General features: G+C 57.7%; 26 protein-coding genes. 22 read left to right on the top strand and 4 right to left on the bottom strand.

The genetic code is table 11. The features are described 5' to 3' along the window. Positions 1-575 precede the first annotated feature (575 nt). The 5 genes from rpmH (at position 576) to mnmE (ending at position 4,504) form a co-directional block, all read left to right on the top strand. Complete coding sequence (rpmH, locus tag SC318_RS26925; RefSeq protein ID WP_003213577.1) at positions 576-710, top strand: 50S ribosomal protein L34; 135 nt, start codon at positions 576-578, stop codon at positions 708-710. A 13-nt stretch (positions 711-723) separates the two neighbouring features. Next, on the top strand, positions 724-1,131 hold the full coding sequence (gene rnpA, locus SC318_RS26920; protein WP_413817653.1) for a ribonuclease P protein component: 408 nt from the start codon (positions 724-726) through the stop codon (positions 1,129-1,131). Further along, complete coding sequence (gene yidD / locus SC318_RS26915; RefSeq protein ID WP_010207715.1) at positions 1,124-1,369, top strand: membrane protein insertion efficiency factor YidD; 246 nt, start codon at positions 1,124-1,126, stop codon at positions 1,367-1,369. The genes rnpA and yidD overlap by 8 nt, the downstream gene beginning before the upstream one ends. 2 nt (positions 1,370-1,371) lie before the next feature. Next, positions 1,372-3,054, top strand: coding sequence for a membrane protein insertase YidC (yidC, locus tag SC318_RS26910; RefSeq protein ID WP_320429128.1), 1,683 nt, complete (start codon positions 1,372-1,374; stop codon positions 3,052-3,054). A gap of 79 nt (positions 3,055-3,133) precedes the next feature. Further along, positions 3,134-4,504, top strand: a complete 1,371-nt coding sequence (gene mnmE, locus SC318_RS26905) for a tRNA uridine-5-carboxymethylaminomethyl(34) synthesis GTPase MnmE (RefSeq protein ID WP_320429127.1) — start codon at positions 3,134-3,136, stop codon at positions 4,502-4,504. Between the two features lie 12 nt (positions 4,505-4,516). Here the strand turns inward: mnmE and SC318_RS26900 are convergent, their stop codons facing one another. The 3 genes from SC318_RS26900 to SC318_RS26890 all read right to left on the bottom strand — a co-directional run bounded on the left by SC318_RS26900 (position 4,517) and on the right by SC318_RS26890 (position 8,491). Further along, positions 4,517-6,949 (bottom strand): TonB-dependent siderophore receptor, encoded by a 2,433-nt coding sequence (locus SC318_RS26900; protein WP_320429125.1) that lies wholly within the window; start codon positions 6,947-6,949, stop codon positions 4,517-4,519. 91 nt (positions 6,950-7,040) lie between these two features. Beyond that, complete coding sequence (locus tag SC318_RS26895; RefSeq protein WP_320429124.1) at positions 7,041-7,985, bottom strand: FecR domain-containing protein; 945 nt, start codon at positions 7,983-7,985, stop codon at positions 7,041-7,043. Then, positions 7,985-8,491: a sigma-70 family RNA polymerase sigma factor gene (locus tag SC318_RS26890; protein WP_320431300.1), complete on the bottom strand. Its 507-nt coding sequence runs from the start codon at positions 8,489-8,491 to the stop codon at positions 7,985-7,987. Before SC318_RS26890 ends, SC318_RS26895 begins: the two co-directional genes overlap by 1 nt. A 539-nt stretch (positions 8,492-9,030) precedes the next feature. Here SC318_RS26890 and mnmG point away from each other — a divergent pair. The 17 genes from mnmG to SC318_RS26805 all read left to right on the top strand — a co-directional run bounded on the left by mnmG (position 9,031) and on the right by SC318_RS26805 (position 25,301). Beyond that, positions 9,031-10,923: a tRNA uridine-5-carboxymethylaminomethyl(34) synthesis enzyme MnmG gene (mnmG, locus tag SC318_RS26885; protein WP_320429123.1), complete on the top strand. Its 1,893-nt coding sequence runs from the start codon at positions 9,031-9,033 to the stop codon at positions 10,921-10,923. Beyond that, the gene (rsmG, locus tag SC318_RS26880) at positions 10,920-11,564 is read left to right on the top strand and encodes a 16S rRNA (guanine(527)-N(7))-methyltransferase RsmG (RefSeq protein ID WP_306490978.1); all 645 of its coding nucleotides are present in this window, start codon (positions 10,920-10,922) and stop codon (positions 11,562-11,564) included. The genes mnmG and rsmG overlap by 4 nt, the downstream gene beginning before the upstream one ends. 18 nt (positions 11,565-11,582) lie before the next feature. Then, positions 11,583-12,380 (top strand): ParA family protein, encoded by a 798-nt coding sequence (locus SC318_RS26875; RefSeq protein ID WP_124388889.1) that lies wholly within the window; start codon positions 11,583-11,585, stop codon positions 12,378-12,380. Positions 12,381-12,389: 9 nt separating this feature from the next. Next, positions 12,390-13,262 (top strand): ParB/RepB/Spo0J family partition protein, encoded by an 873-nt coding sequence (locus SC318_RS26870; protein ID WP_320429122.1) that lies wholly within the window; start codon positions 12,390-12,392, stop codon positions 13,260-13,262. A 160-nt stretch (positions 13,263-13,422) separates the two neighbouring features. Then, entirely contained in the window at positions 13,423-13,830 is a 408-nt protein-coding gene (locus SC318_RS26865; protein ID WP_043048220.1) for a F0F1 ATP synthase subunit I, read from the top strand. Positions 13,831-13,846: 16 nt separating this feature from the next. Further along, positions 13,847-14,716 (top strand): F0F1 ATP synthase subunit A, encoded by an 870-nt coding sequence (gene atpB / locus SC318_RS26860; RefSeq protein WP_124388887.1) that lies wholly within the window; start codon positions 13,847-13,849, stop codon positions 14,714-14,716. 133 nt (positions 14,717-14,849) lie between these two features. After that, positions 14,850-15,107 carry a F0F1 ATP synthase subunit C gene (atpE, locus tag SC318_RS26855; protein ID WP_002555987.1) on the top strand — a complete coding sequence of 86 codons (258 nt, stop codon included), beginning with the start codon at positions 14,850-14,852 and terminating at the stop codon, positions 15,105-15,107. 56 nt (positions 15,108-15,163) lie between these two features. Beyond that, positions 15,164-15,634 carry a F0F1 ATP synthase subunit B gene (locus SC318_RS26850; RefSeq protein ID WP_003177066.1) on the top strand — a complete coding sequence of 157 codons (471 nt, stop codon included), beginning with the start codon at positions 15,164-15,166 and terminating at the stop codon, positions 15,632-15,634. Positions 15,635-15,646: 12 nt separating this feature from the next. Continuing rightward, the gene (locus SC318_RS26845) at positions 15,647-16,183 is read left to right on the top strand and encodes a F0F1 ATP synthase subunit delta (protein ID WP_003195833.1); all 537 of its coding nucleotides are present in this window, start codon (positions 15,647-15,649) and stop codon (positions 16,181-16,183) included. 21 nt (positions 16,184-16,204) lie between these two features. Further along, positions 16,205-17,749: a F0F1 ATP synthase subunit alpha gene (gene atpA, locus SC318_RS26840; RefSeq protein ID WP_003177064.1), complete on the top strand. Its 1,545-nt coding sequence runs from the start codon at positions 16,205-16,207 to the stop codon at positions 17,747-17,749. A gap of 50 nt (positions 17,750-17,799) precedes the next feature. Next, on the top strand, positions 17,800-18,660 hold the full coding sequence (atpG, locus tag SC318_RS26835) for a F0F1 ATP synthase subunit gamma (RefSeq protein ID WP_010207685.1): 861 nt from the start codon (positions 17,800-17,802) through the stop codon (positions 18,658-18,660). A 27-nt stretch (positions 18,661-18,687) separates the two neighbouring features. Continuing rightward, positions 18,688-20,064, top strand: coding sequence for a F0F1 ATP synthase subunit beta (gene atpD, locus SC318_RS26830; protein WP_003195827.1), 1,377 nt, complete (start codon positions 18,688-18,690; stop codon positions 20,062-20,064). Between the two features lie 44 nt (positions 20,065-20,108). Further along, the gene (locus SC318_RS26825) at positions 20,109-20,525 is read left to right on the top strand and encodes a F0F1 ATP synthase subunit epsilon (protein WP_003177061.1); all 417 of its coding nucleotides are present in this window, start codon (positions 20,109-20,111) and stop codon (positions 20,523-20,525) included. Positions 20,526-20,648: 123 nt separating this feature from the next. Beyond that, positions 20,649-22,016, top strand: a complete 1,368-nt coding sequence (glmU, locus tag SC318_RS26820) for a bifunctional UDP-N-acetylglucosamine diphosphorylase/glucosamine-1-phosphate N-acetyltransferase GlmU (protein ID WP_320429117.1) — start codon at positions 20,649-20,651, stop codon at positions 22,014-22,016. Positions 22,017-22,244: 228 nt separating this feature from the next. Continuing rightward, positions 22,245-23,012, top strand: coding sequence for a DeoR/GlpR family DNA-binding transcription regulator (locus SC318_RS26815; protein ID WP_306490975.1), 768 nt, complete (start codon positions 22,245-22,247; stop codon positions 23,010-23,012). A gap of 10 nt (positions 23,013-23,022) precedes the next feature. Then, positions 23,023-24,855 carry a glutamine--fructose-6-phosphate transaminase (isomerizing) gene (gene glmS / locus SC318_RS26810; RefSeq protein WP_306490974.1) on the top strand — a complete coding sequence of 611 codons (1,833 nt, stop codon included), beginning with the start codon at positions 23,023-23,025 and terminating at the stop codon, positions 24,853-24,855. A gap of 86 nt (positions 24,856-24,941) precedes the next feature. After that, on the top strand, positions 24,942-25,301 hold the full coding sequence (locus tag SC318_RS26805; protein WP_320429116.1) for an avidin-fold protein: 360 nt from the start codon (positions 24,942-24,944) through the stop codon (positions 25,299-25,301). Between the two features lie 134 nt (positions 25,302-25,435). Here the strand turns inward: SC318_RS26805 and SC318_RS26800 are convergent, their stop codons facing one another. Further along, a complete protein-coding gene (locus tag SC318_RS26800; protein ID WP_320429115.1) occupies positions 25,436-25,648 on the bottom strand; it encodes a DUF3077 domain-containing protein in 213 nt (70 codons plus the stop codon). Between the last annotated feature and the right edge of the window lie 198 nt (positions 25,649-25,846).

Genomic DNA, 25,846 nt, shown 5'->3' with positions numbered 1-25,846 from the left:
AAGTTGAAAGCCGGTGAGGCAAAAACAGCCGCCATTGTAGCGATCAGCCGCCCACTTATCCACATGTAGGTTGCTCACAGGCCAGCCAAAATCAACGTCTTAACCCTAAAAAAGTCGACCAGCGGTCAGTGGATAAGCTCTGTGGATAACCGCACCTGAGCTCGTTGCACAAGTGGGTGCGAAAGTCTGTGGGTAACTGGCCTGTGGATAACAACCCATTCCACACACAGCTTATCCGATAGCGCAGCACAGGCAGAACACCGTTTCTCCCCCGTGTTGTCATTCTCTGTACAGCTTGCAGAATATGGCCTGAAGGCAGTTATCCACAGATGAATGGCTCTCTAGCTTTTATAAGCTTTACAGAAAAGCTTTAAATACCTTCCTTCTTTATTTTTATATCTATGGCATTGCTCACGAACGGCAAGCAGGGAAAAAGAGGCGGCGTGGCCTCAAGTGATCTAATTGAAGGAAAAGCTGGTTGGAAATTGACCTAGAGGCTTGCTTTCTCTAGAATCGCCGGTCTCTTAAAACGGGGGCCATTCCGGCCCGTTGTGGACGAACCAGGTAACAACGCCATGAAACGTACTTTCCAACCAAGCACCATCAAACGCGCCCGTACTCACGGCTTCCGTGCTCGCATGGCTACCAAGAACGGCCGTGCTGTCCTGTCGCGTCGCCGCGCCAAAGGTCGTGCGCGTCTGGCAGTTTGATAATCCGGTACTGGTGGTGAGTCAGGACTTCAGTCGGGAAAAGCGTCTGCTAACCCCCCGGCACTTCAAGGCAGTCTTTGACTCCCCCACCGGCAAGGTTCCGGGGAAAAATCTCCTGCTCCTTGCGCGTAACAACGATCTTGATCACCCCCGTCTCGGGTTGGTGATCGGCAAGAAGAGCGTAAAGCTCTCCGTTGAGCGCAATCGCCTCAAGCGTCTGATGCGCGAATCGTTTCGCCTCCACCAGGAGACTCTGGTTGGTTGGGATATTGTTATCGTCGCGCGCAAAGGCTTGGGGGATGTAGAAAACCCCGAATTGATTCAGCATTTCGGCAAGCTCTGGAAACGTCTGGCGCGTACCCACAAACCAGCACCAGCAGTCAGCACCGAAACTGTAGGGGTAGACAGTAGCGATGCGTAAACTGGCCCTCGTTCCGATCCAGTTTTATCGCTATGCCATTAGTCCTCTGATGGCCAGCCACTGTCGTTTCTACCCCAGTTGTTCCTGCTACGCGTTAGAGGCCATAGAAAATCATGGTCTTCTGCGCGGTGGCTGGCTGACCTTTCGTCGTTTAGGTCGCTGTCATCCGTGGAATCCCGGTGGTTATGACCCGGTTCCGCCTATCCCTACCTCCCGTTCTTCTTCGATGGCCGAGTAATCATGGATATTAAACGCACGATCCTGATCGTCGCCCTGGCAATCGTGTCCTACGTCATGGTCCTGAAATGGAACCAAGACTACGGCCAGGCTGCCCTGCCGACTCAGAATGTTGCTGCCAATCAGGCTGCGCCGGCTATTCCGGACACCCCGCTGGGTAACAATGCGTCCGCGAGTGCCGATGTTCCCAGCGCGAATGGCGAGACAAGTGCCCCGTTAGAAACGCCAGTGGTCACCAACAAAGACCTCATCCACGTCAAAACGGATGTGCTCGACCTGGCTATCGACCCACAGGGTGGTGATATCGCACAGCTGAAGCTGCCGCTTTATCCACGTCGCCAAGACCACCCGGATGTTCCGTTCCAGCTGTTCGATAACGGCGGTGAACGTACTTATCTGGCACAAAGCGGGCTGACCGGCACCAATGGCCCGGATGCACGTGCTACCGGTCGTCCGATTTATTCGACCGAGCAGAAGTCTTATCAACTGGCTGACGGCCAGAACCAGTTGAACGTCGACCTGAAATTCAGCCTCGACGGCGTCAATTACATCAAGCGTTTCAGCTTCACTCGTGGTTTGTACGATCTGAAGGTCACTTACCTGATCGACAACACCAGCGACAAAGCCTGGAGCGGCAACCTGTTTGCCCAGCTCAAGCGTGACGCCAGCTCTGATCCTTCCTCCAGCACTGCCACCGGCACCGCGACTTACCTGGGCGCCGCCCTGTGGACAAGTAGCGAACCGTACAAAAAAGTGTCGATGAAAGACATCGACAAGGGCGCGCTGAAGGAAACCGTTCAAGGTGGCTGGGTCGCCTGGCTGCAGCACTACTTCGTGACCGCATGGATCCCGAACAAGGGTGACGCGAACCTGGTTCAAACCCGCAAGGACAGCCAAGGCAACTACATCATTGGCTTTACTGGCCCGGCGTTGACCGTCGCACCAGGTGCCAAGGCTGAAACCAGCGCTACCCTGTACGCCGGCCCGAAAAGCCAGGCTGTACTGAAAGAGTTGTCCCCAGGTCTGGAATTGACTGTGGATTACGGCTTCCTGTGGTTCATTGCCCAGCCGATTTTCTGGCTGCTGCAACATATCCACAGCATTGTGGGTAACTGGGGCTTCTCGATCATCTTCCTGACCATGCTGATCAAGGGGATCTTCTTCCCGCTGTCGGCCGCCAGCTACAAGTCGATGGCGCGCATGCGTGCCGTCGCGCCGAAACTGGCTGCGCTGAAAGAGCAACATGGTGACGACCGGCAGAAAATGTCGCAGGCCATGATGGAGCTGTACAAGAAAGAGAAGATCAACCCGTTGGGTGGTTGCTTGCCGATTCTGGTGCAGATGCCGGTGTTCCTGTCGCTTTACTGGGTACTCCTGGAAAGCGTGGAAATGCGCCAGGCGCCGTTCATGCTGTGGATAACTGACCTGTCGATCAAAGACCCGTTCTTTATCCTGCCGATCATCATGGGCGCGACTATGTTTATCCAGCAGCGCCTGAACCCGACTCCGCCGGATCCGATGCAGGCCAAGGTGATGAAAATGATGCCCATCATCTTCACCTTCTTCTTCCTGTGGTTCCCTGCGGGTCTGGTGCTGTACTGGGTAGTCAACAACGTGTTGTCGATCTCCCAACAGTGGTACATCACACGTAAAATCGAAGCGGCTACCAAAAAAGCCGAGGCGTAATTTACTCTGTGGATAACCACTCAAGACGCCCCCTAGTGGGGCGTTTTGCTTTCCGACACTTTAATTCTGGAACCTGCTGATGAGCGCTCCTCGTGAAACCATCGCTGCTGTCGCCACCGCTCAAGGTCGTGGTGGCGTGGGTATCGTTCGAATTTCCGGGCCGCTCGCAAGTGTGGCCGCCAAGGCGATCAGCGGGCGTGAACTCAAACCCCGGTTTGCCCATTACGGCGCGTTTCTGGACGCGGATGACAGTGTGCTGGATGAGGGCCTGGCCCTGTACTTCCCGGGCCCCAACTCTTTCACTGGCGAAGATGTGCTGGAACTGCAGGGGCATGGTGGTCCGGTGGTATTGGATATGCTGCTGCAGCGTTGCCTGCAGTTGGGCTGCCGCCTGGCCCGGCCGGGAGAGTTCAGCGAGCGGGCATTCCTCAACGACAAACTTGACCTGGCCCAGGCCGAGGCGATTGCCGACCTGATCGAAGCCAGTTCTGCACAAGCTGCGCGCAACGCATTGCGCTCGTTGCAGGGGGCTTTTTCCCTGCGTGTGCATAACCTGACCGAGCAGTTGATCAGCCTGCGCATCTACGTCGAGGCGGCCATTGACTTCCCGGAAGAGGAAATCGACTTTTTGGCCGATGGCCACGTCCTGGCAATGCTGGATAAAGTCCGTGAGGAGTTATCCACAGTGCTGCGAGAAGCCGGGCAGGGCGCATTGTTGCGCGATGGCATGACCGTGGTGATTGCCGGACGTCCCAACGCCGGTAAATCCAGCCTGCTTAATGCTTTGGCGGGGCGCGAAGCGGCGATCGTTACTGAAATTGCCGGTACCACCCGCGATATTCTGCGCGAACATATCCACATCGATGGCATGCCGTTGCACGTGGTGGACACAGCCGGGTTGCGCGATACCGACGACCAGGTGGAGAAGATCGGCGTGGAACGCGCGCTCAAAGCCATCGGCGAAGCAGATCGAGTGTTGTTGGTGGTGGACGCAACTGCCCCCGAGGCTGTGGATCCTTTCGCGTTGTGGCCGGAATTCCTTGAACATCGGCCAGACCCGGCCAAAGTCACCTTGATCCGTAACAAGGCCGACCTGACAGGTGAAGCCATCGCCATGGAAACCAGCGAGGATGGCCACGTGACTATCAGCCTCAGTGCCAAATCGGCAGGGGATGGCCTGGAGTTGCTACGTGACCATCTCAAGGCCTGCATGGGTTATGAGCAAACCTCTGAAAGCAGCTTCAGTGCGCGTCGCAGGCATCTGGAGGCGCTTCGCCACGCCAGCGCAGCGCTGGAGCACGGGCGGGCACAGCTGACCCTGGCGGGCGCAGGGGAGCTGCTGGCCGAAGACTTGCGCCAGGCGCAGCAGCTGTTGGGCGAGATTACCGGTGCCTTCAGCTCCGATGACTTGCTGGGGCGAATCTTTTCCAGCTTCTGTATCGGTAAATAGCCAGGCTCTTGGTTACCAGTTGTACGACACCGTACCCAGCAAGGTACGGCTGTCACCCCAATAGCAGCGCCCCGCATCGTTGCAACCGGACACATATTCCTTGTCGAACAGGTTCTTGGCGTTCACATCCACCGACCAGTGCGGGTCGATCTGATAGCCCACCGACGCGTCTACCAACGTGACACTGCCGGCGTCCAACTTCCCGTACAGCGTAGGTGCGGTGTAGGAGAAGGTGCTGTCGAAATAGCGCACGCCGCCGCCTACGGACAGTCCCTTGAGTTGACCGTCAAGGAAGCGATACTTGCTCCACACGGAAGCCTGGTTGCGGGGAACGCCGGTCATCTGGTGGCCTTCTACCAGGGAGGTGGCAGAATCCTTGGTAATGCGTGCGTCGGTGTAGGTGTAAGCCGCCGTCACATTCAGGTTCGGCGTAAGGTTGCTGTTGACTTCCACTTCCACGCCTTTGGCCCGACTCTCACCTACCTGGCGATAGCTGTTGGTGGTGGCGTCCAGGTAGGTATCGTCCTGTTTGCGCAAGTCGTACACCGACAGCGTCATGGCCGTGTCCCAACCGATTGGCTCGTACTTCACACCCACTTCATATTGGCTGCTGGTGATCGGCTTCAACGGCGAACCGGCGTTGGAGATCTGCTGTACGGGGACGAACGCGGTGGAATAGCTGACATACGGCGTCACGCCGTTGTCGAACTGGTACATCACGCCGCCCTGGTAGGTGAATTTGCGGTCGTCGGTGCTGATGTCGCTGGCCTTGTTCACCTTGTCGCGAAAATCGCTGTCGACCCAGTCCTGTCGGCCACCGAGCAGGAACAGCCAGTGGTCGTACTTGCTCTGGATCTGGGCGTAAACGCCTTTCATCTGCTGCTCAAGCAAGGTGTTCTGCACGGCGATTGGCGTGAGCGGGTCCCGCAGGTACACCGGGTTATACACATTGATGGTACCGGCGGAGCCGGCATCCCAGTCCTGGCTGAACGAGGTACGGTCGTAGCTGGCGCCGAACAGCACCGTGTTTTCCAGGCCGCCAACCTGGAATTTGCCTTCGAGCTGGTTATCCAGCGAATAGACCATCGACTTGTTGTAGCGATCGTAGGCAGTCATGTTCAGTTGGGTACCAAAGCCCCGGTTATTCAGCGCGCTCGGCCAGGTCTCATGGCGGTTGACGCGTGACTGCATGTATCGCGAATTTTGGCGCAACTGCCAATCGTCGTTGAAGCTGTGGCTGAACTCGTAGCCGGTGCTCCAGGATTCGCGCTCGAAAGTATTCCAATCCGGATCGCCGAGCATGGTGTGCTTGGACAGTTTACCGTTGGGATTGCTGAGCAGCGTGCCTGCAGCTGGCAGACCGAGCTCCAGGTTGGTGTGGTCCTTCTGGTAGTTGGCCAACAGGGTCAGGGTGTTGTAGTCGTCGAAATTGAGCGTGAGAGAAGGCGCGATGTAAACGCGATCATCCGGTACGTGGTCGGTCTGGGTATCGGATTTGCGGCCAAGCATCACCAGGCGGCCAAGGATATTGTCGCTGTCATTGAGCGGCCCGGAGATATCCACACCCACCTGGCGGCGGTTGTTTGAGCCATACCCCAATTGCACCTCGCCCTGTGGATTGGCGGTTGGGTGTTTGCTGACCAGATTGACCAAACCGCCCGGGGCGTTTTCACCGTAGAGCAGCGAAGACGGACCGCGGAACACTTCGACGCGCTCCAGGCCATAAGGCTCACTGGTGGTGTCGTACCGGTTGCCTTGCACGCGCAGTCCGTCTCTGAGCAGACCGTAGCCGTAGTCCGTAGCGTTGAAGCCTCGAATGAAAAACAGATCGCCTGCCAGCCCGTCGCCGGCGGCAAAAGGCGGCGCGAAAATGCCGGGTACATAGCCCAGTACTTCAGTCAGTGTCTGGGATTTCTGGTCCTTGATACGCTGCCCGGTCACCACCGATACCGAACGAGGCGTCTCTGACAGTGGCGTGCTGGTCTTGGTGCCAATGCGGCTGTTCTGCGCCTTGTAGCCTACGTCCCCAACACTGTCCTGACTGAATCCATCCTGTTGATAGCCACTCACAGTTGTCGGTGCAAGGGTGAGCTGCCCTGTGGGCACCGCTTGCAATCCATAGCTGCCGGGCGCCTGGGCAACTGCTTGCAAACCGGAGTCTCGCAGCAACAGCACGAAACCTTGGTCCACCGAATAATCGCCGTCCAAACCGGGCGTGGTCAGGCGCGAAGTCTGCTGGGGCGAGAAGGACAGAATCACGTTGGCCCTGGCGGCAAACTGGCTTAGCGCTCTATCCAGTGGGCCGGCAGCGATAGCGTAGTGTTGCGTCGCGCTGGCAGCCATGGCAGTGGGGGACAACAACGCGCCGCCCGTGGTGGTGAGCAGCAATGCGTAGCTGATGGCATGGCAGGAGAGTCGCTGGCGTAGCTTGGGGGGAAGGCACATAGGTGGGTAAGCCCTGAAGATAGCGTCGTGATTATCAGCAGGGCCGAACCAGGCCAAAAAAAGATAACCCCCTGTGGGTAATTTTTCCCACTCAGCCGATTCGTTTGACTGACACCCAATAGCGCGTGAAATAGTTCACCTGGATCGGCAGGGTTGCTTGCAGGTTGGCCAATACCGCATCGGTGGAATCCAGCCGGAACGCGCCGGAAACACGCAGGCGAGCTGAGGCTTGGTCACACTGCAGCAAGCCCGGCCGATAGCGCGCCAATTCATCGATGACGTCGCCCAGCCTGGCATCGAGCACAACCAATTGGCCGTCGACCCAGGCCGCCTGTGTTCCGCCATAACGCTGGGTCACGCTTATGTGGCGTCGATCAAAATCCGCGCCTTGGCCGGCGCCAAGGGTTCGGTTGTGGTCCGGCTGATCAATTGGAGACAGCCTGACCCGGTCTTCCAGAACGCCTACCCGAGTGGAATCCGCGAACTGACGCACCGTAAACCGGGTGCCCAATGCTTCCACCCGACCATGGCGAGTCTCCACATACAAGGGTGTTTGCCCACCGCGCTTGCCGCTGTGGATAAGTACCTCGCCCTCGCGAAGGCGGATCAAACGTTGGCGAGAGTCGAATATCACATCAATGGCCGTATTAGTGTTGAGATAGACCTGAGTGCCATCGACCAGCTCGATGTGTCGACGTTTACCCACAGGCGTTCGGTAGTCAGCCCATACGTTCCCCAGGGATGTATGTTGTTGCACATTCCAGCCCAGATACCCGGTGCCGCCGAGTACCAGCATCCATTTGAGGACTTGCCGGCGTTGCTGCGTGGCGGTCAACGCGCGGCGTGTGACGTCCTGGGGCAAGGCGCCAAGGCTACGCTGAAGCTGCTCAAGCTGGTTCCAGGCAGCCTGATGGGAAGGGTCTCCATTGAGCCATTGTTGCCACGCCAGCCGCTCGGCGGGCGTCGGCGATTGTGCCTGGAACTGCACGTACCAACTGGCAGCCGCCTCGAATGTCTTGCGGTCGGGTGCTGGCATTACAAACCGGCCATGATCAGTGAACACTCGGTAAGAGCGCGGATCATGTGTTTCTTCACTGTGGTCAACGACACCTGCAATTGATCGGCGATCTGTTGATAAGTCAGGCCTTCGATTTGCGACAGCATGAAGATCCGGCGTGCTCGTTCACCCAAACCAGACAGCGCCTTATCCACAGCCACCAGCGTTTCAATGATGATCGCCTTTTCCTCTTCACTGATGGCAGTGGCTTCAGGACGCTCAGCCAGGGTTTGTTTGTAAGCCTGCTCGATGGCATGCCGGCGATAGCGATCAATCACCAGACCTCTGGCGATAGTCGCCAGGTAATCCCTTGGTTCGAGAATCTGCACGGCGTCCCGTCCACCCAGAATACGCACGAACGTATCGTGGGCTACATCGGCCGCATCGCAGGCGTCATGCAATTTGCCTTTGAGCCACCCTTGCAACCACGAATGGTGTTGCTCGTAGATGCGCTGCACAGCTGCCGTGTGGGATGGAGGAGACATAGGCGCGATAAGTGAGTTAATGATAATCGCTATTATTAACTGCCCACGTGTATTCCCACAATAGATGTCTTGAGGACGAATCAGCATCGATTCCGTCGTTCGTTGGGCCTCGATTCAGCTTTTTTCCCAGGTTAAGCCCTGTGAGTAACCGCCCTTGTGCCCGGTTGATAACCATGCCTGAAACCTGAGCAAAACCCGCTCTGTGGATAACCATCGTTTTAATCCACAGGCTTAAGGCACTTATCCAAGCCTCTCATTGCTACCTGGCCACAGACTTTTGAATCTCTGTACACTACGTATATAAAGGCCTGTAGCAATCTATCCACAGAAATGATGCTCAGTATAAATAAACATAAAAACAAAGATTTAATAAATTTCTCTCTTTTAATTTCTATTGTCCGTGATTCATCCACAGCTGGTTAAATTTTGTGCAAAGGGTTCTTTAGGAAGGGCTAAGTCCCTATACTTGCCGCCAAAGCTCTAAAACTCTTTCAACAAACAATTCCTGATTACCTACATAAGCAGGCACGAGGTGCGTGGTGGATTTCCCTTCCCGTTTTGAAGTGATCGTCATCGGCGGCGGTCATGCCGGTACCGAGGCAGCACTGGCGTCAGCACGCATGGGCGTAAAAACCCTGTTGCTCACGCATAACGTGGAAACCCTCGGTGCCATGAGTTGCAACCCTGCCATCGGTGGTATCGGCAAAAGCCATCTGGTCAAGGAAATCGATGCCCTTGGCGGCGTGATGGCCATGGCTACCGACAAAGGTGGTATTCAATTTCGTGTGCTCAACAGCCGTAAAGGCCCGGCCGTACGCGCCACTCGGGCACAAGCTGACCGCATCCTGTACAAGGCCGCGGTGCGCGAAACCCTGGAAAACCAGCCGAACCTGTGGATATTTCAACAGGCAGCGGACGACCTGATTGTCGAGCACGACCAGGTGCGCGGTGTTGTCACGCAAATGGGTCTGCGTTTCTTCGCAGAATCTGTGGTGTTGACCACCGGTACCTTTCTCGGCGGACTTATCCACATCGGCATGCAGAACTACTCCGGTGGTCGCGCCGGTGATCCGCCCTCGATTGCCTTGGCAAAAAGGCTGCGTGAGTTGCCACTGCGTGTCGGCCGCTTGAAAACCGGAACCCCGCCGCGAATTGACGGGCGTTCTGTGGATTTCTCGGTAATGACCGAACAAGCCGGCGATACACCGATCCCGGTCATGTCGTTCATGGGTTCCAAGGAACAGCATCCGAAACAGGTCAGTTGCTGGATCACCCATACCAATGCCCGCACTCACGAAATCATCGCCGCGAACCTCGACCGTTCGCCGATGTACTCCGGGGTAATCGAAGGCATCGGCCCGCGTTATTGCCCGTCGATTGAAGACAAGATCCATCGCTTTGCCGACAAGGAAAGCCATCAGGTCTTCATCGAGCCGGAAGGTTTGACTACCCATGAGCTGTACCCGAACGGGATTTCCACTTCCCTGCCGTTCGATGTGCAAATCCAGATCGTTCAGTCGATTCGCGGCATGGAAAATGCGCATATCGTTCGCCCTGGCTACGCCATCGAGTACGACTACTTCGACCCGCGTGACCTGAAGTACAGCTTGGAAACCAAAGTGATCGGTGGCCTGTTCTTCGCCGGGCAAATCAACGGCACCACCGGTTACGAAGAAGCCGGCGCCCAGGGTTTGCTGGCCGGAACCAACGCGGCATTGCGTGCACAGGGCAAAGACAGCTGGTGCCCGCGTCGCGATGAGGCGTACATCGGCGTATTGGTCGACGACCTGATCACCCTGGGCACCCAGGAACCGTACCGGATGTTCACGTCCAGGGCGGAATACCGTCTGATCCTGCGCGAAGACAACGCCGATCTGCGCTTGACCGAAAAAGGTCGCGAGCTGGGGTTGGTCGATGACGCGCGCTGGGCGGCCTTCTGCAAAAAACGCGAAAGCATCACGCTCGAAGAGCAGCGGCTGAAAAGCACCTGGGTCCGCCCTGGCACGGAACAGGGTGATGCGATCGCCGAAAAATTCGGCACGCCGCTGACTCACGAATACAATCTGCTGAACCTGCTCTCCCGTCCGGAAATTGACTACGCCGGCTTGGTCGAAGTGACCGGTGGCGGCGCAGAAGATCCGCAAGTCGCCGAGCAGGTCGAAATCAAGACCAAGTACGCCGGTTACATCGACCGTCAGCAGGACGAGATCGCTCGCCTGCGCGCCAGCGAAGATACCAAGCTGCCTGTGGATATCGACTACACCGGGATTTCCGGGCTGTCCAAGGAAATTCAAAGCAAGCTGGGGATAACTCGGCCGGAAACGCTAGGCCAGGCTTCGCGTATACCGGGTGTCACTCCGGCAGCAATTTCGCTGTTGATGATTCATTTGAAAAAACGCGGCGCGGGCCGTCAGTTGGAGCAAAGCGCTTGAGTTCGTTGGTCACCTCGCAACACGCCGAAGAGTTATCCACAGGTGCACGCCAGTTGGGCGTCGACCTGACCGAAGCCCAGCACGCCTTGCTGATGGGCTATCTGGCCCTGTTGATCAAGTGGAACAAGGCCTACAACCTGACGGCAGTGCGCGATCCGGACGAAATGGTCTCGCGGCATTTGCTCGACAGTTTGAGCGTGATGCCGTTTATCGAGAACGGTCGCTGGCTGGACGTCGGCAGTGGCGGCGGCATGCCTGGCATTCCGCTCGCCATCCTTTTCCCGGAGTCGCAGGTCACTTGCCTGGACAGCAACGGCAAGAAAACCCGCTTCCTGACCCAGGTCAAACTTGAACTCAAGCTGGACAACCTGCACGTTATCCACAGTCGCGTTGAATCCTTTACGCCTGAGCAGCCCTTCAACGGAATTGTTTCCCGGGCGTTCAGCAGCATGGAGAATTTCAGCAACTGGACACGCCACCTGGGCGATCGCGACACCCGCTGGCTGGCAATGAAGGGCGTCCATCCAAGCGACGAGCTGTTAGCATTGCCGGCAGACTTCCACCTCGATAGCGAACACGCCTTGGCCGTACCCGGTTGCCAAGGCCAACGCCATCTGCTGATACTGCGCCGCACGGCATGATTGGGAACACAAGCAAGAATGGCTAAGGTATTCGCGATTGCGAACCAGAAAGGTGGCGTGGGCAAAACCACCACCTGCATCAACCTCGCAGCATCCCTGGTCGCGACCAAGCGCCGGGTGCTGTTGATCGATCTCGATCCACAGGGCAACGCCACCATGGGTAGCGGTGTGGATAAACACGGCCTGGAAAACTCGGTCTACGACTTGCTGATCGGTGAGTGCGACCTGGCCCAGGCCATGCACTATTCCGAACACGGCGGTTATCAACTGCTGCCGGCCAACCGCGACCTGACCGCGGCGGAAGTGGTGTTGCTGGAAATGCAGATGAAAGAAAGCCGTCTGCGCAGCGCCTTGGCGCCGATCCGTGAGAACTACGACTACATCCTGATCGACTGCCCGCCGTCATTGTCGATGCTGACGCTCAACGCCCTGGTGGCCGCCGATGGGGTGATTATCCCCATGCAGTGCGAGTACTACGCGCTCGAAGGCTTGAGCGACCTTGTGGATAACATCAAGCGTATCGCCGAACTGCTCAACCCGAAGCTGCAGATCGAAGGTTTGCTCAGGACCATGTTCGATCCACGTCTGAGCCTGATGAACGATGTGTCGGCGCAGCTCAAGGAACACTTCGGCGACCAGCTCTACGACACGGTGATTCCACGCAACATTCGCCTGGCCGAAGCGCCAAGCTATGGCATGCCGGCGCTGGCCTACGACAAGTCATCCCGTGGCGCCATTGCCTACCTGGCGCTGGCCGGCGAGATGGTGCGTCGCCAACGTCGCAATTCACGCACCGCTGCAGCCCAGCCAACTTAAGGAATCCCCATGGCCGTCAAAAAACGAGGTCTCGGACGTGGACTGGATGCACTCCTGAGTGGTCCGACCGTCACTTCGCTGGAAGAGCAAGCGGTGCAGGCCGATGAACGTGAGCTGCAGCACTTGCCCCTGGACCTGATCCAGCGCGGCAAATACCAGCCGCGCCGGGACATGGACCCGCAGGCGCTGGAAGAGCTGGCCAACTCGATCAAGGCCCAGGGCGTCATGCAACCGATCGTGGTACGCCCGATCGGCAGCGGCCGCTTTGAAATCATCGCTGGCGAACGCCGCTGGCGCGCCAGTCAGCAAGCCGGCAAGGAAACCATCCCGGCGATGGTGCGCGATGTGCCGGATGAAACCGCGATTGCCATGGCGCTGATCGAAAACATCCAACGTGAAGACCTCAACCCGATCGAAGAAGCGATCGCGTTGCAACGGTTGCAGCACGAATTCCAGTTGACCCAGCAACAAGTGGCCGATGCGGTGGGCAAATCCCGCGTGACCGTGTCCAACTTGCTGCGCTTGATCGCGCTGCCGGAAGTCATCAAGACCATGTTGTCCCACGGCGACCTGGAGATGGGTCACGCCCGCGCTTTGCTCGGTTTGCCGGAAAATCAACAGGTTGAAGGGGCGCGACACGTTGTCGCACGCGGGCTTACCGTTCGTCAGACCGAGGCCTTGGTTCGCCAATGGTTGAGTGGCAAACCTGCACCGGTCGAAACCGCCAAAGCTGATCCGGATATCGCTCGCCTGGAGCAGCGCCTGGCCGAGCGCCTAGGCTCTGCGGTGCAAATCCGCCATGGCAAGAAAGGCAAAGGGCAATTGGTCATCGGCTATAACTCCCTCGACGAGCTTCAAGGCGTCCTTGCCCATATCCGTTGAAACATTCGCTGAAACATTTACTCATGTAGCGCGTGATCGGAAATCACTACCCGGCAGTTGAATAGGGGCAGAACCGCCCCTATACTCTGCGCGCATTTTGTCGGCACAAAGTATGCCAAGTTATTGATTTCCGGCAGCCGACCATTGAGGAGCAAGAGTGATGGAAACCCGCACGCCAAACACGTTGCCGTTCCATCGCTTGGCCGTTTTTCCGGTTTTATTGGCTCAACTTGTCATTCTGCTGATCGCCGCATTGGCGCTTTGGTACTGGCATGGAGTCGTAGCCGGATATTCCGGACTCTGCGGAGGCCTGATAGCCTTGCTACCCAATATGTATTTTGCTCACAGGGCCTTTCGGTTTTCCGGCGCCCGAGCAGCCCAGGCTATCGTCCGGTCCTTTTATGCCGGCGAGGCGGGGAAACTGATTTTGACGGCAGTGCTGTTCGCACTGACCTTTGCAGGTGTGAAGCCATTGGCGCCGCTGGCTGTATTCGGCGTCTTCGTGTTGACCCAACTGGTCAGCTGGTTCGCTCCCCTGCTAATGAAAACAAGACTTTCGAAACCTTAGGGCGTTTGAGGCAACCATGGCAGAAACAACCGCTTCGGGCTATATCCAGCACCACTTGCAGAACCTGACCTTCGGTCAGCTTCCCAACGGCGGCTGGGGCTTCGCCCACACCGCAGCAGAAGCCAAGGAAATGGGCTTCTGGGCTTTCCACCTGGATACTCTGGGTTGGTCGGTCGCATTGGGCCTGATCTTTGTCCTGATTTTCCGCATGGCGGCAAAGAAGGCGACTTCCGGTCAGCCAGGTGCTTTGCAGAACTTCGTTGAAGTATTGGTCGAATTCGTCGATGGCAGCGTCAAAGACAGCTTCCATGGCCGCAGCCCGGTGATCGCACCGCTGGCACTGACCATCTTCGTCTGGGTGTTCCTGATGAACGCCGTCGACCTGATCCCGGTTGACTGGATTCCTCAGCTGGCCATGGCGATCTCTGGCGATCCGCACATTCCATTCCGTGCCGTATCGACCACTGACCCGAACGCTACCCTGGGCATGGCCCTGTCGGTATTTGCGTTGATCATTTTCTACAGCATCAAGGTCAAGGGCATCGGCGGTTTCATTGGCGAACTGACCCTGCACCCGTTCGGCAGCAAGAACATCTTCGTTCAAGCCCTGCTGATCCCGGTGAACTTCCTGCTGGAATTCGTAACCCTGGTTGCCAAGCCGATTTCCCTGGCCTTGCGACTGTTCGGCAACATGTATGCCGGCGAGCTGGTGTTCATTCTGATCGCTGTGATGTTCGGCAGCGGTCTGCTCTGGCTTAGCGGCCTGGGCATCGTTCTGCAGTGGGCGTGGGCTGTGTTCCACATCCTGATCATCACCCTGCAGGCCTTCATCTTCATGATGCTGACCATCGTCTACCTGTCGATGGCGCACGAAGAGAACCATTAAGACCAGTCTCGACTAGTCTGATGTCCTTCCCGGTGAAACGGGAAGGTGGCCCTTCAGGGCTATGAAACGATTTGTTTTACCGCTTTAAAATCTAAAAAACCTAAACCATACGACGTAAAAGTCGGGAGGAAAGATGGAAACTGTAGTTGGTCTAACCGCTATCGCTGTTGCACTGTTGATCGGCCTGGGCGCCCTGGGTACTGCCATTGGTTTCGGCCTGCTGGGCGGCAAATTCCTGGAAGGCGCAGCGCGTCAGCCAGAAATGGTTCCAATGCTGCAAGTTAAAATGTTCATCGTTGCCGGCCTGCTCGACGCCGTAACCATGATCGGCGTTGGTATCGCCCTGTTCTTCACCTTCGCGAACCCCTTCGTTGGTCAACTCGCTGGCTAATCACTCGACTTTTCGAGTGATTAGGGTGATGGACAACGAATGAGCGAGGTGTTGGCGTGAACATTAATGCAACCCTGATTGGCCAATCCGTTGCGTTCTTCATTTTTGTAGTGTTTTGCATGAAGTTCGTGTGGCCTCCGGTCATCGCGGCTTTGCACGAACGTCAGAAGAAGATCGCGGATGGTTTGGACGCTGCCAGCCGTGCAGCTCGCGACCTGGAGTTGGCCCAAGAGAAAGTGGGTCATCAACTGCGCGAAGCTAAGGCACAGGCAGCTGAGATCATTGAGCAAGCCAAGAAGCGCGGTAACCAGATCGTCGAAGAGGCTGTTGAAAAAGCCCGCGTCGAAGCTGACCGTGTGAAGGCTTCGGCTCATGCCGAGATCGAACAGGAACTGAACGGCGTCAAAGACGCGCTGCGTGCCCAACTGGGTGCTCTGGCGGTCGGCGGTGCTGAGAAGATCCTCGGTGCCACAATCGATCAAAACGCGCACGCGGAGCTGGTTAACAAACTGGCTGCTGAAATTTAAGCGAGGGCGATCATGGCAGAACTGACCACGTTGGCTCGACCTTACGCTAAGGCAGCCTTCGAGCACGCCCAGGCCCACCAGCAACTGGCCTCTTGGTCAGCCATGCTCGGCCTGGCTGCAGCAGTGTCGCAAGACGACACCATGCAGCGCGTGCTCAAGGCCCCGCGCCTGACGAGCGCAGACAAGGCCGCCACTTTTATTGAAGTGTGCGGCGACAAGTTTGATGTGAAAGTGCAGAACTTCATCCACGTCATTGCCGAAAACGACCGTCTCCCGCTGTTGCCGGAGATTGCCGCTCTGTTCGACCTTTACAAGGCCGAAGCAGAGAAGTCGGTAGACGTTGAAGTGACCAGTGCTTTTGCATTGAACCAAGAACAGCAAGACAAACTCGCCAAGGTTCTCAGTGCACGACTCAATCGGGAAGTGCGCCTGCAAGCTTCGGAGGACGCATCCCTGATTGGTGGTGTCGTTATCCGTGCCGGCGACCTGGTTATCGATGGCTCGATTCGCGGCAAAATCGCGAAACTTGCCGAAGCATTGAAATCTTGAGTTTGAAGGGGCAGCAGAGCAATGCAGCAACTCAATCCTTCCGAAATAAGTGAAATTATCAAGGGCCGCATCGACAAGCTCGATGTGACCTCCCAAGCCCGTAACGAAGGCACTGTCGTCAGCGTATCTGACGGCATCGTGCGGATTCACGGTCTGGCCGACGTTATGTACGGCGAGATGATCGAGTTTCCGGGCGGCGTCTACGGTATGGCCCTCAACCTGGAGCAAGACTCCGTAGGTGCCGTTGTATTGGGCGCGTACACCAGTCTGGCTGAAGGCATGAGCGCCAAGTGCACAGGCCGCATCCTGGAAGTTCCGGTGGGTAAGGAACTGCTGGGTCGCGTAGTCGACGCACTGGGTAACCCTGTTGACGGCAAAGGTCCACTGGGCAACACCGAGACCGACGCGGTCGAGAAAGTTGCTCCAGGCGTGATCTGGCGTAAGTCGGTAGACCAGCCTGTACAGACTGGCTACAAGGCTGTCGATGCCATGATCCCGGTCGGCCGTGGCCAGCGTGAGCTGATCATCGGTGACCGTCAGATCGGTAAAACCGCTCTGGCGATCGACGCGATCATCAACCAGAAGAACAGCGGCATTTTCTGCGTCTACGTAGCCATCGGTCAGAAGCAATCGACCATCGCCAACGTGGTTCGCAAGCTGGAAGAAAACGGCGCCCTGGCCAACACGATCATCGTGGCTGCCAGTGCTTCGGAATCTCCTGCGCTGCAATTCCTGGCACCGTACTCCGGTTGCACCATGGGTGAATTCTTCCGCGACCGCGGTGAAGACGCGCTGATCGTTTATGACGATCTGTCCAAGCAAGCAGTGGCTTACCGCCAGATTTCCCTGCTGCTGCGCCGTCCACCAGGCCGTGAAGCCTACCCAGGCGACGTGTTCTATCTCCACTCCCGTCTGCTGGAGCGCGCATCCCGCGTTTCCGAAGAGTACGTAGAGAAGTTCACCAACGGCGCAGTGACCGGCAAAACCGGTTCCCTGACCGCACTGCCGATCATCGAAACCCAGGCTGGCGACGTTTCCGCGTTCGTTCCGACCAACGTGATCTCGATCACCGACGGTCAGATCTTCCTGGAATCGGCCATGTTCAACTCGGGCATCCGCCCTGCAGTGAACGCCGGTGTTTCGGTATCCCGTGTGGGTGGTGCCGCTCAGACCAAGATCATCAAGAAGCTCTCCGGTGGTATCCGTACCGCTCTGGCTCAGTACCGTGAACTGGCGGCATTCGCCCAGTTCGCTTCTGACCTGGACGAAGCGACCCGCAAGCAACTTGAGCATGGTCAGCGCGTTACCGAGCTGATGAAGCAGAAGCAATACGCCCCAATGTCGATCGCTGACATGGCGTTGTCGCTGTATGCCGCTGAGCGTGGGTTCCTGACCGACGTTGAAATCGCCAAGGTCGGCAGCTTTGAACAAGCGCTGATTGCTTACTTCAACCGCGATCACGCCGAATTGATGGCGAAGATCAACGTGAAGGGTGACTTCAATGACGATATCGACGCTGGCATGAAAGCCGGTATCGAGAAGTTCAAGGCCACCCAAACCTGGTAAGCCGCAGCGGGAGCCGCAAGGCTCCCGCTTGCTAACCTGATAGGTGTTACATGGCAGGCGCAAAAGAGATTCGCAGTAAGATTGCGAGCATCAAAAGCACGCAAAAGATTACCAGCGCCATGGAAAAAGTGGCGGTCAGCAAAATGCGCAAGGCACAAATGCGCATGGCTGCTAGCCGTCCTTATGCGGAGCGTATCCGCCAGGTAATTGGGCATCTGGCCAACGCCAACCCGGAATACCGCCACCCGTTCATGATCGACCGCGAAGTCAAGCGTGTGGGTTATGTGGTAGTGAGCAGTGACCGTGGGTTGTGCGGTGGTCTGAATACCAACCTGTTCAAGGCCCTGGTCAAGGACATGGCGGTAAACCGCGAAAAGGGCGTCGAGATCGATCTGTGTGTTGTTGGTAGCAAGGGTGCGGCCTTTTTCCGTAACTTCGGCGGTAACGTCGTTGCAGCTATCAGCCACCTGGGTGAAGAGCCGTCGATCAATGATTTGATCGGCAGTGTGAAGGTGATGCTGGATGCGTACCTGGAGGGCCGGATTGACCGCCTGTCCGTGGTATCCAACAAGTTCATCAACACCATGACCCAGCAGCCAACCGTGGAGCAATTGATCCCACTGGTGGCGACTCCGGATCAGGAACTCAAGCACCACTGGGACTACCTCTACGAACCAGACGCCAAAGAGCTGCTTGACGGCTTGATGGTGCGCTACGTGGAGTCGCAGGTGTACCAAGCGGTGGTCGAGAACAACGCAGCTGAACAAGCGGCGCGGATGATCGCGATGAAAAACGCTACCGATAACGCCGGTGATCTGATCAGCGATTTGCAGCTGATCTACAACAAGGCGCGTCAGGCTGCGATCACCCAAGAGATCTCGGAAATCGTCGGCGGCGCTGCCGCGGTTTAACGGTTCAAATATTCAGAGGATCCAGCTATGAGTAGCGGACGTATCGTTCAAATCATCGGCGCCGTTATCGACGTGGAATTCCCACGCGACAGCGTACCGAGCATCTACAACGCGCTGAAAGTACAAGGCGCGGAAACTACTCTGGAAGTTCAGCAGCAGCTGGGCGACGGCGTAGTTCGTACCATTGCGATGGGTTCCACCGAAGGCTTGAAGCGCGGTCTGGACGTTGTCGACACTGGCGCAGCCATCTCCGTACCGGTCGGTAAAGCGACCCTGGGCCGGATCATGGACGTACTGGGCAACCCGATCGACGAAGCTGGCCCGATCGCCACCGAAGAACGCTGGGGCATTCACCGCGCAGCGCCTTCGTTCGCCGAGCAAGCGGGCGGCAACGACCTGCTGGAAACCGGCATCAAGGTTATCGACCTGGTTTGCCCGTTCGCCAAGGGCGGTAAAGTCGGTCTGTTCGGTGGTGCCGGTGTAGGCAAGACCGTAAACATGATGGAACTGATCCGTAACATCGCCATCGAGCACAGCGGTTATTCCGTGTTCGCCGGTGTGGGTGAGCGTACTCGTGAGGGTAACGACTTCTACCACGAGATGAAGGACTCCAACGTTCTGGACAAAGTGGCACTGGTTTACGGTCAGATGAACGAGCCGCCGGGAAACCGTCTGCGCGTAGCACTGACCGGCCTGACCATGGCCGAGAAGTTCCGTGACGAAGGTAACGACGTTCTGCTGTTCGTCGACAACATCTACCGTTACACCCTGGCCGGTACTGAAGTATCCGCACTGCTGGGCCGTATGCCTTCTGCAGTAGGTTACCAGCCGACCCTGGCTGAAGAGATGGGCGTTCTGCAAGAACGTATCACTTCGACCAAGGAAGGTTCGATCACCTCGATCCAAGCGGTATACGTACCTGCGGATGACTTGACCGACCCGTCGCCAGCTACCACCTTCGCCCACTTGGACGCCACCGTCGTTCTGTCCCGTGACATCGCTTCCCTGGGTATCTACCCAGCGGTCGATCCACTCGACTCGACTTCGCGCCAACTGGACCCGAACGTGATCGGCCAGGAGCACTACGACACCGCTCGCGGCGTTCAGTACGTGCTGCAGCGCTACAAAGAACTGAAGGACATCATTGCGATCCTGGGTATGGACGAGCTGTCGGAAGCCGACAAGCAGTTGGTAAACCGTGCTCGTAAGATCCAGCGTTTCTTGTCGCAGCCGTTCTTCGTGGCTGAAGTCTTCACCGGTGCCTCGGGTAAATACGTTTCCCTGAAAGACACCATTGCTGGCTTCAAAGGCATCCTCAACGGTGACTACGACCACCTGCCAGAACAAGCGTTCTACATGGTCGGCGGCATCGAAGAAGCGATCGAGAAAGCCAAGAAACTGTAATCCTGGCGCCCGGAAACGGGCGCTCATCAGGTTGAGGCAATCAGATGGCTATGACAGTCCATTGCGATATCGTCAGCGCGGAAGGGGAAATCTTCTCCGGTCTGGTAGAAATGGTGATTGCACACGGCGAACTCGGTGACCTGGGTATTGCCATGGGCCACGCGCCGTTGATCACCAGCTTGAAGCCAGGTCCGATCACTCTGACCAAGCAAGGCGGGGAAAAGGAGGTGTTTTACATCTCCGGTGGTTTCCTCGAGGTTCAGCCGAACATGGTCAAGGTACTTGCCGACACCGTGCAACGTGCTGGCGACCTGGATGAAGCCTCCGCTCAGGAAGCCGTAAAGGCTGCCGAGAAGGCGCTGAACGAAAAAGGCGCAGACTTCGACTACAGCGCTGCTGCAGTCCGTCTGGCCGAAGCCGCAGCCCAGCTGCGGACGCTCCAGCAGATCCGCAAGAAGTAAGCGGCCTGGCCGTTGCGCTTCACGCGTGATTGATTAAAAAGGGTAGCCTCGGCTACCCTTTTTCTTTTTTTGCAAAACACTTCTTTGGTCTGAAGTCGGACCGCCCAGGATTGGTAGCCATTCATGTCTCTTGAAATCGTAATTCTCGCCGCAGGCCAGGGCACCCGCATGCGCTCAGCCCTGCCCAAGGTGCTGCACCCGGTCGCAGGCAATTCCATGCTGGGTCATGTTATCCACAGTGCCCGGCAGTTGGACCCACAGCGCATTCACGTCGTCATCGGGCACGGTGCCGATGTGGTACGCGAGCGTCTGGCCGCAGACGACTTGAATTTCGTCTTGCAGGACAAGCAACTGGGCACCGGCCACGCCACTGCCCAAGCGGTGCCGTTCATTACCGCTGACACCGTGCTGATCCTTTACGGCGACGTGCCTCTGATCGAAGTGGAAACCCTGCAACGCCTGCTCAAGCACGTGGTGCCTGACCAGATGGGCCTGCTCACCGTCGAGCTGGACGACCCCACCGGCTACGGGCGCATCGTGCGTGACGCCGAGGGCAAGGTAGCGGCTATCGTCGAGCACAAGGACGCCAGCGAAGCCCAGCGCGCCATCACCGAAGGCAACACCGGTATCCTCGCGGTGCCTGCCGATCGCCTGGCCGACTGGATGAGCCGCCTGTCCAACAACAACGCCCAAGGCGAGTACTACCTCACTGATGTCATCGAGATGGCGGTCAGTGACGGCCTCGTGGTTGCCACTGAACAGCCCCACGACCCGATGGAAGTGCAGGGCGCCAACGACCGTAAGCAACTGGCCGAACTGGAGCGTCACTATCAGCTGCGTGAAGGCCGCCGCCTGATGGCCCAAGGCGTGACCTTGCGCGACCCGGCGCGTTTCGATGTGCGTGGTGAGGTGACCGTGGGCCGCGATGTGCTGATCGACATCAACGTGATCCTGGAAGGCCGAGTAATCATCGAAGACGACGTGGTGATTGGTCCCAATTGCGTGATCAAGGACAGCACGCTGCGCAAAGGCGTGGTGGTCAAGGCCAACAGTCACATCGATGGCGCGGTAATGGGCGGGGGCAGCGATGCGGGTCCGTTTGCGCGGCTGCGTCCGGGCACTGTGCTAGAAGCCAAGGCCCATGTAGGTAACTTCGTGGAACTGAAAAATGCTCGCCTGGGCGAAGGCGCCAAAGCTGGGCATCTCACCTACCTGGGCGATGCGGTGATTGGTGCTCGCACCAACATTGGCGCCGGCACGATCACCTGTAACTACGATGGTGCCAATAAGCACAAGACGGTATTGGGTGAAGACGTATTCATCGGTTCCAATAATTCGCTGGTTGCCCCAGTGAACGTCGGTGATGGCGCCACCACGGCTGCTGGTTCTACCATCAACCAAGATGTGGATAACTTGCAACTCGGCGTCGCCCGCGCCCGCCAACGCAACATCGACGGCTGGAAACGCCCAGTCAAAATCAAAAAGACCTAAGTTATCCACAGTTTCAAAAAACGTGGTATCCAAATGTGGGAGGGGGCTTGCCCCTGATAGCGGTGATCCAGTCGACGTAAAAATTGACTGATCTTCCGCCATCGGGAGCAAGCCCCCTCCCACATTTGTTTGTGTACAGCTTAAAAAATGAGGTGTACCGCTTGACGATCTTTCGCCAATAGGTTTTGATTGCCTTCGTTATCTTTCGAAACGAAACTTACCGTCACCATGTCGAAACGAAATACCCCTCAGCGTCGCCACAACATCCTGACCTTGCTCAATGAACAGGGCGAAGTCAGCGTGGACGAACTGGCCAAGCGTTTCGAAACATCGGAAGTCACCATCCGCAAGGACTTGGCCGCGCTCGAAAGTAACGGCTTGCTCCTGCGCCGCTACGGTGGCGCGATCACCATGCCGCAGGAACTGGTGGGCGATGCGGCACAACCGGTCTCGGCCTACAAGCGCGCCATCGCCCGTGCGGCCGTGGTTCGCCTGCGTGAGCACGCGCGCATCATCATCGACAGCGGCAGCACCACCGCCGCAATGATTCCTGAGCTGGGCCACCAGCCCGGCCTGGTGGTCATGACCAATTCCCTGAACGTGGCCCGTGCCCTGAGCGAACTGGAGCATGAGCCGGTGCTGCTGATGACCGGCGGCACCTGGGACCCGCATTCGGATTCGTTCCAGGGCCAGGTCGCCGAGCAGGTGCTGCGTTCCTATGACTTTGATCAACTGTTCATCGGCGCCGACGGCATCGATTTGCAGCGCGGTACCACCACCTTCAACGAGTTGTTGGGCCTGAGCCGTGTCATGGCCGAGGTCGCCCGCGAAGTGGTAGTGATGGTCGAATCCGACAAGATCGGCCGCAAGATTCCAAACCTGGAACTGCCTTGGAGCAGCGTCCATACCCTTATCACCGATGATCGCCTGCCGCTCGAGGCCCGCGACCAGATCCAAGCCCGCGGCATTACGCTGATATGCGCGGCAATCATCTAGGAGAAATACCATGTGTGGAATTGTTGGCGCAGTCGCCGAACGTAATGTAACCGCCATCCTGATCGAAGGCCTCAAGCGCCTGGAATACCGTGGCTACGACAGCGCCGGTGTGGCCGTCTTCACCAACGCCGGCAAGCTGGAGCGTACGCGTCGTCCGGGCAAAGTCAGCGAGTTGGACCAGGCCCTGGCCGGCGAGCCGCTGGTTGGCCGCCTGGGCATCGCCCACACCCGTTGGGCCACCCATGGCGCACCGTGCGAGCGTAACGCTCACCCGCATTTCTCGGGCGACCTGGCGGTGGTGCACAACGGCATCATCGAAAACCACGAAGTGCTGCGTGAGCAACTCAAGGGCCTGGGTTATGTATTCACCTCGGACACCGACACCGAAGTCATCGCCCACCTGCTCAACCACAAGCTCAAGGACCATAGCGACCTGACCACCGCCCTCAAAGCCACGGTCAAGGAACTGCACGGTGCCTACGGTCTGGCTGTGATCAGCGCCAGCCAACCTGACCGCCTGGTTGCCGCGCGCAGTGGCAGCCCGTTGGTGATCGGCCTTGGCCTGGGGGAAAACTTCCTCGCCTCCGACCAACTCGCCCTGCGCCAGGTCACCGACCGCTTCATGTACCTGGAAGAAGGCGACATTGCCGACATCCGCCGTGAAAGCGTACAGATCTGGGACGTGAACGGTCAGTCCGTCGAGCGCGAAGCCGTGCAATACCGCGACGGCGCCGAAGCCGCCGACAAAGGCGAGTTCCGCCACTTCATGCTCAAGGAAATCCACGAGCAGCCGTCCGTGGTGCAGCGCACCCTGGAAGGTCGCCTGAGCCAGAACCAGGTGTTGGTCAACGCCTTCGGCCCACAAGCCGCCGAGCTCTTCGCTAAAGTGCGCAACGTGCAAATCGTCGCCTGCGGCACCAGCTACCACGCCGGCATGGTTGCGCGTTACTGGCTGGAAGAACTGGCCGGCATCCCGTGCCAGGTCGAAGTCGCCAGCGAATTCCGCTACCGCAAGGTGGTGGTGCAGCCCGACACCCTGTTCGTGACCATCTCCCAGTCCGGCGAAACCGCCGACACCCTGGCTGCTTTGCGTAACGCCAAGGAGCTGGGCTTCCTCGGCAGCCTGGCGATCTGCAACGTGAGCATCAGCTCCCTGGTGCGCGAGTCCGACCTGACCCTGCTGACCCAGGCCGGCCGTGAAATCGGTGTAGCCTCGACCAAAGCCTTCACCACCCAGCTTGTCGGCCTGTTGCTGCTGACCTTGTCCCTTGGCCAAGTGCGCGGCACCCTGGCCGAAGGCGTCGAAGCCACCCTGGTGGAAGAGCTGCGCCGCCTGCCGACCCGCCTGGGTGAAGCCCTGGCCATGGACAGCACCGTGGAAAAAGTCGCCGAGCTGTTTGCCGACAAAAACCACACCCTGTTCCTTGGCCGTGGCGCGCAGTACCCGGTGGCAATGGAAGGTTCGCTGAAACTCAAGGAAATCTCGTACATCCACGCCGAAGCCTACCCGGCCGGCGAGCTGAAACACGGCCCGTTGGCCCTGGTGGATGACGACATGCCAGTGGTCACCGTGGCGCCGAACAACGAGCTGCTGGAAAAGCTCAAATCCAACCTGCAGGAAGTACGCGCCCGGGGCGGCCAGTTGATCGTGTTTGCCGACGAAAAGGCCGGCATGACCAACGGTGAAGGTACTCACGTGATCAACATGCCGCACATCCACGACACCCTGTCGCCGATCCTCTACACCATTCCGCTGCAGTTGCTGTCGTACTACGTTGCCGTGCTTAAAGGCACCGACGTCGACCAGCCGCGCAACCTGGCGAAGTCGGTGACGGTGGAGTAAGCCTTACTGACGCACCCAAAAAGGGGCTGTTTTCAACAGCCCCTTTTTTTACGTTTTGAATTCGCTCAATTCAAGGATGCCGACTGATGCAAAATCCTAGTGTCTACGCACGTCTGCACAATCGCCGGTTTGTGGTCGCCGACAACGCTCAGGGGCTGTCCGGCACCGGTACCGTATTTCACTACCGAGTCGAAGATGACGCGATTTCGAGCACTTATCAGGGGGGCCGGATTTGCCTGGGCACGCAAGTCGGACGAGTGACCGGCCCAGATACCTTCGAGCTCCTGTACCAGTGCCTGACCCTAGAGGGAGAACTGCTTGCTGGCTGGTCACGTGGCACGGTTGGCGTTGATGGCGCCGGGCGCACGACGTTGAGTTTTGTTTGGGGCTGGTTGTCGGGTACGACAGGAGGCGGAGCGTCTAACTACGTCGAGATCACTGCTTAAAGAGCCCGTAGTTCAGGGTTAGGCTGCACCGAATTTACTGTAGGAGCGAGCTTGCTCGCGAAAAACCTGAGAACGCCACCTGGCACCAATCTCTGCGCGTTACGTCCCTCGCCAGCAAGCGCGCTCCTACGACGCTATGCGCTCACGTCTGCTGAAGCAATGCAGTCCAGCGAGCGGTCTACCATCACCTTGGCCATTTCAACCAGATAACCGGCTGCCTGCCGGGAATCGAGTAACTGCTCGGCGCAGTGAAGTAAATCGGAGGCGTAGGCCAAGGCATCCTCGAAGCTGAGTTCGGGATGGGTGATGAAAAACGGGTACGGTGGATCAGGCCTTACTTTGCTCATTATGGTAACTCCAATGTAATTAATTGGAGCTGCCAGACATCGCTGCTAAACAATGGGTGGCAGCTGTACGCAGGTTAGCAGGCCGGAACATTGGGAATCCGACGCACCCGAAGGTGCCCTGCGCACAGCCACCATAAAGCGTTGGCAGAAAAAAACGCCATGCTTGTGATGGCGCTTGTGCGCCCAATGTTAACGTTC

It is taken from the genome of Pseudomonas sp. MUP55 (assembly GCF_034043515.1).
GTDB lineage: Bacteria > Pseudomonadota > Gammaproteobacteria > Pseudomonadales > Pseudomonadaceae > Aquipseudomonas.
The sequence above is the reverse complement of the archived record's forward strand: the minus strand, read 5'-3'. Positions and strand labels throughout refer to the sequence as shown.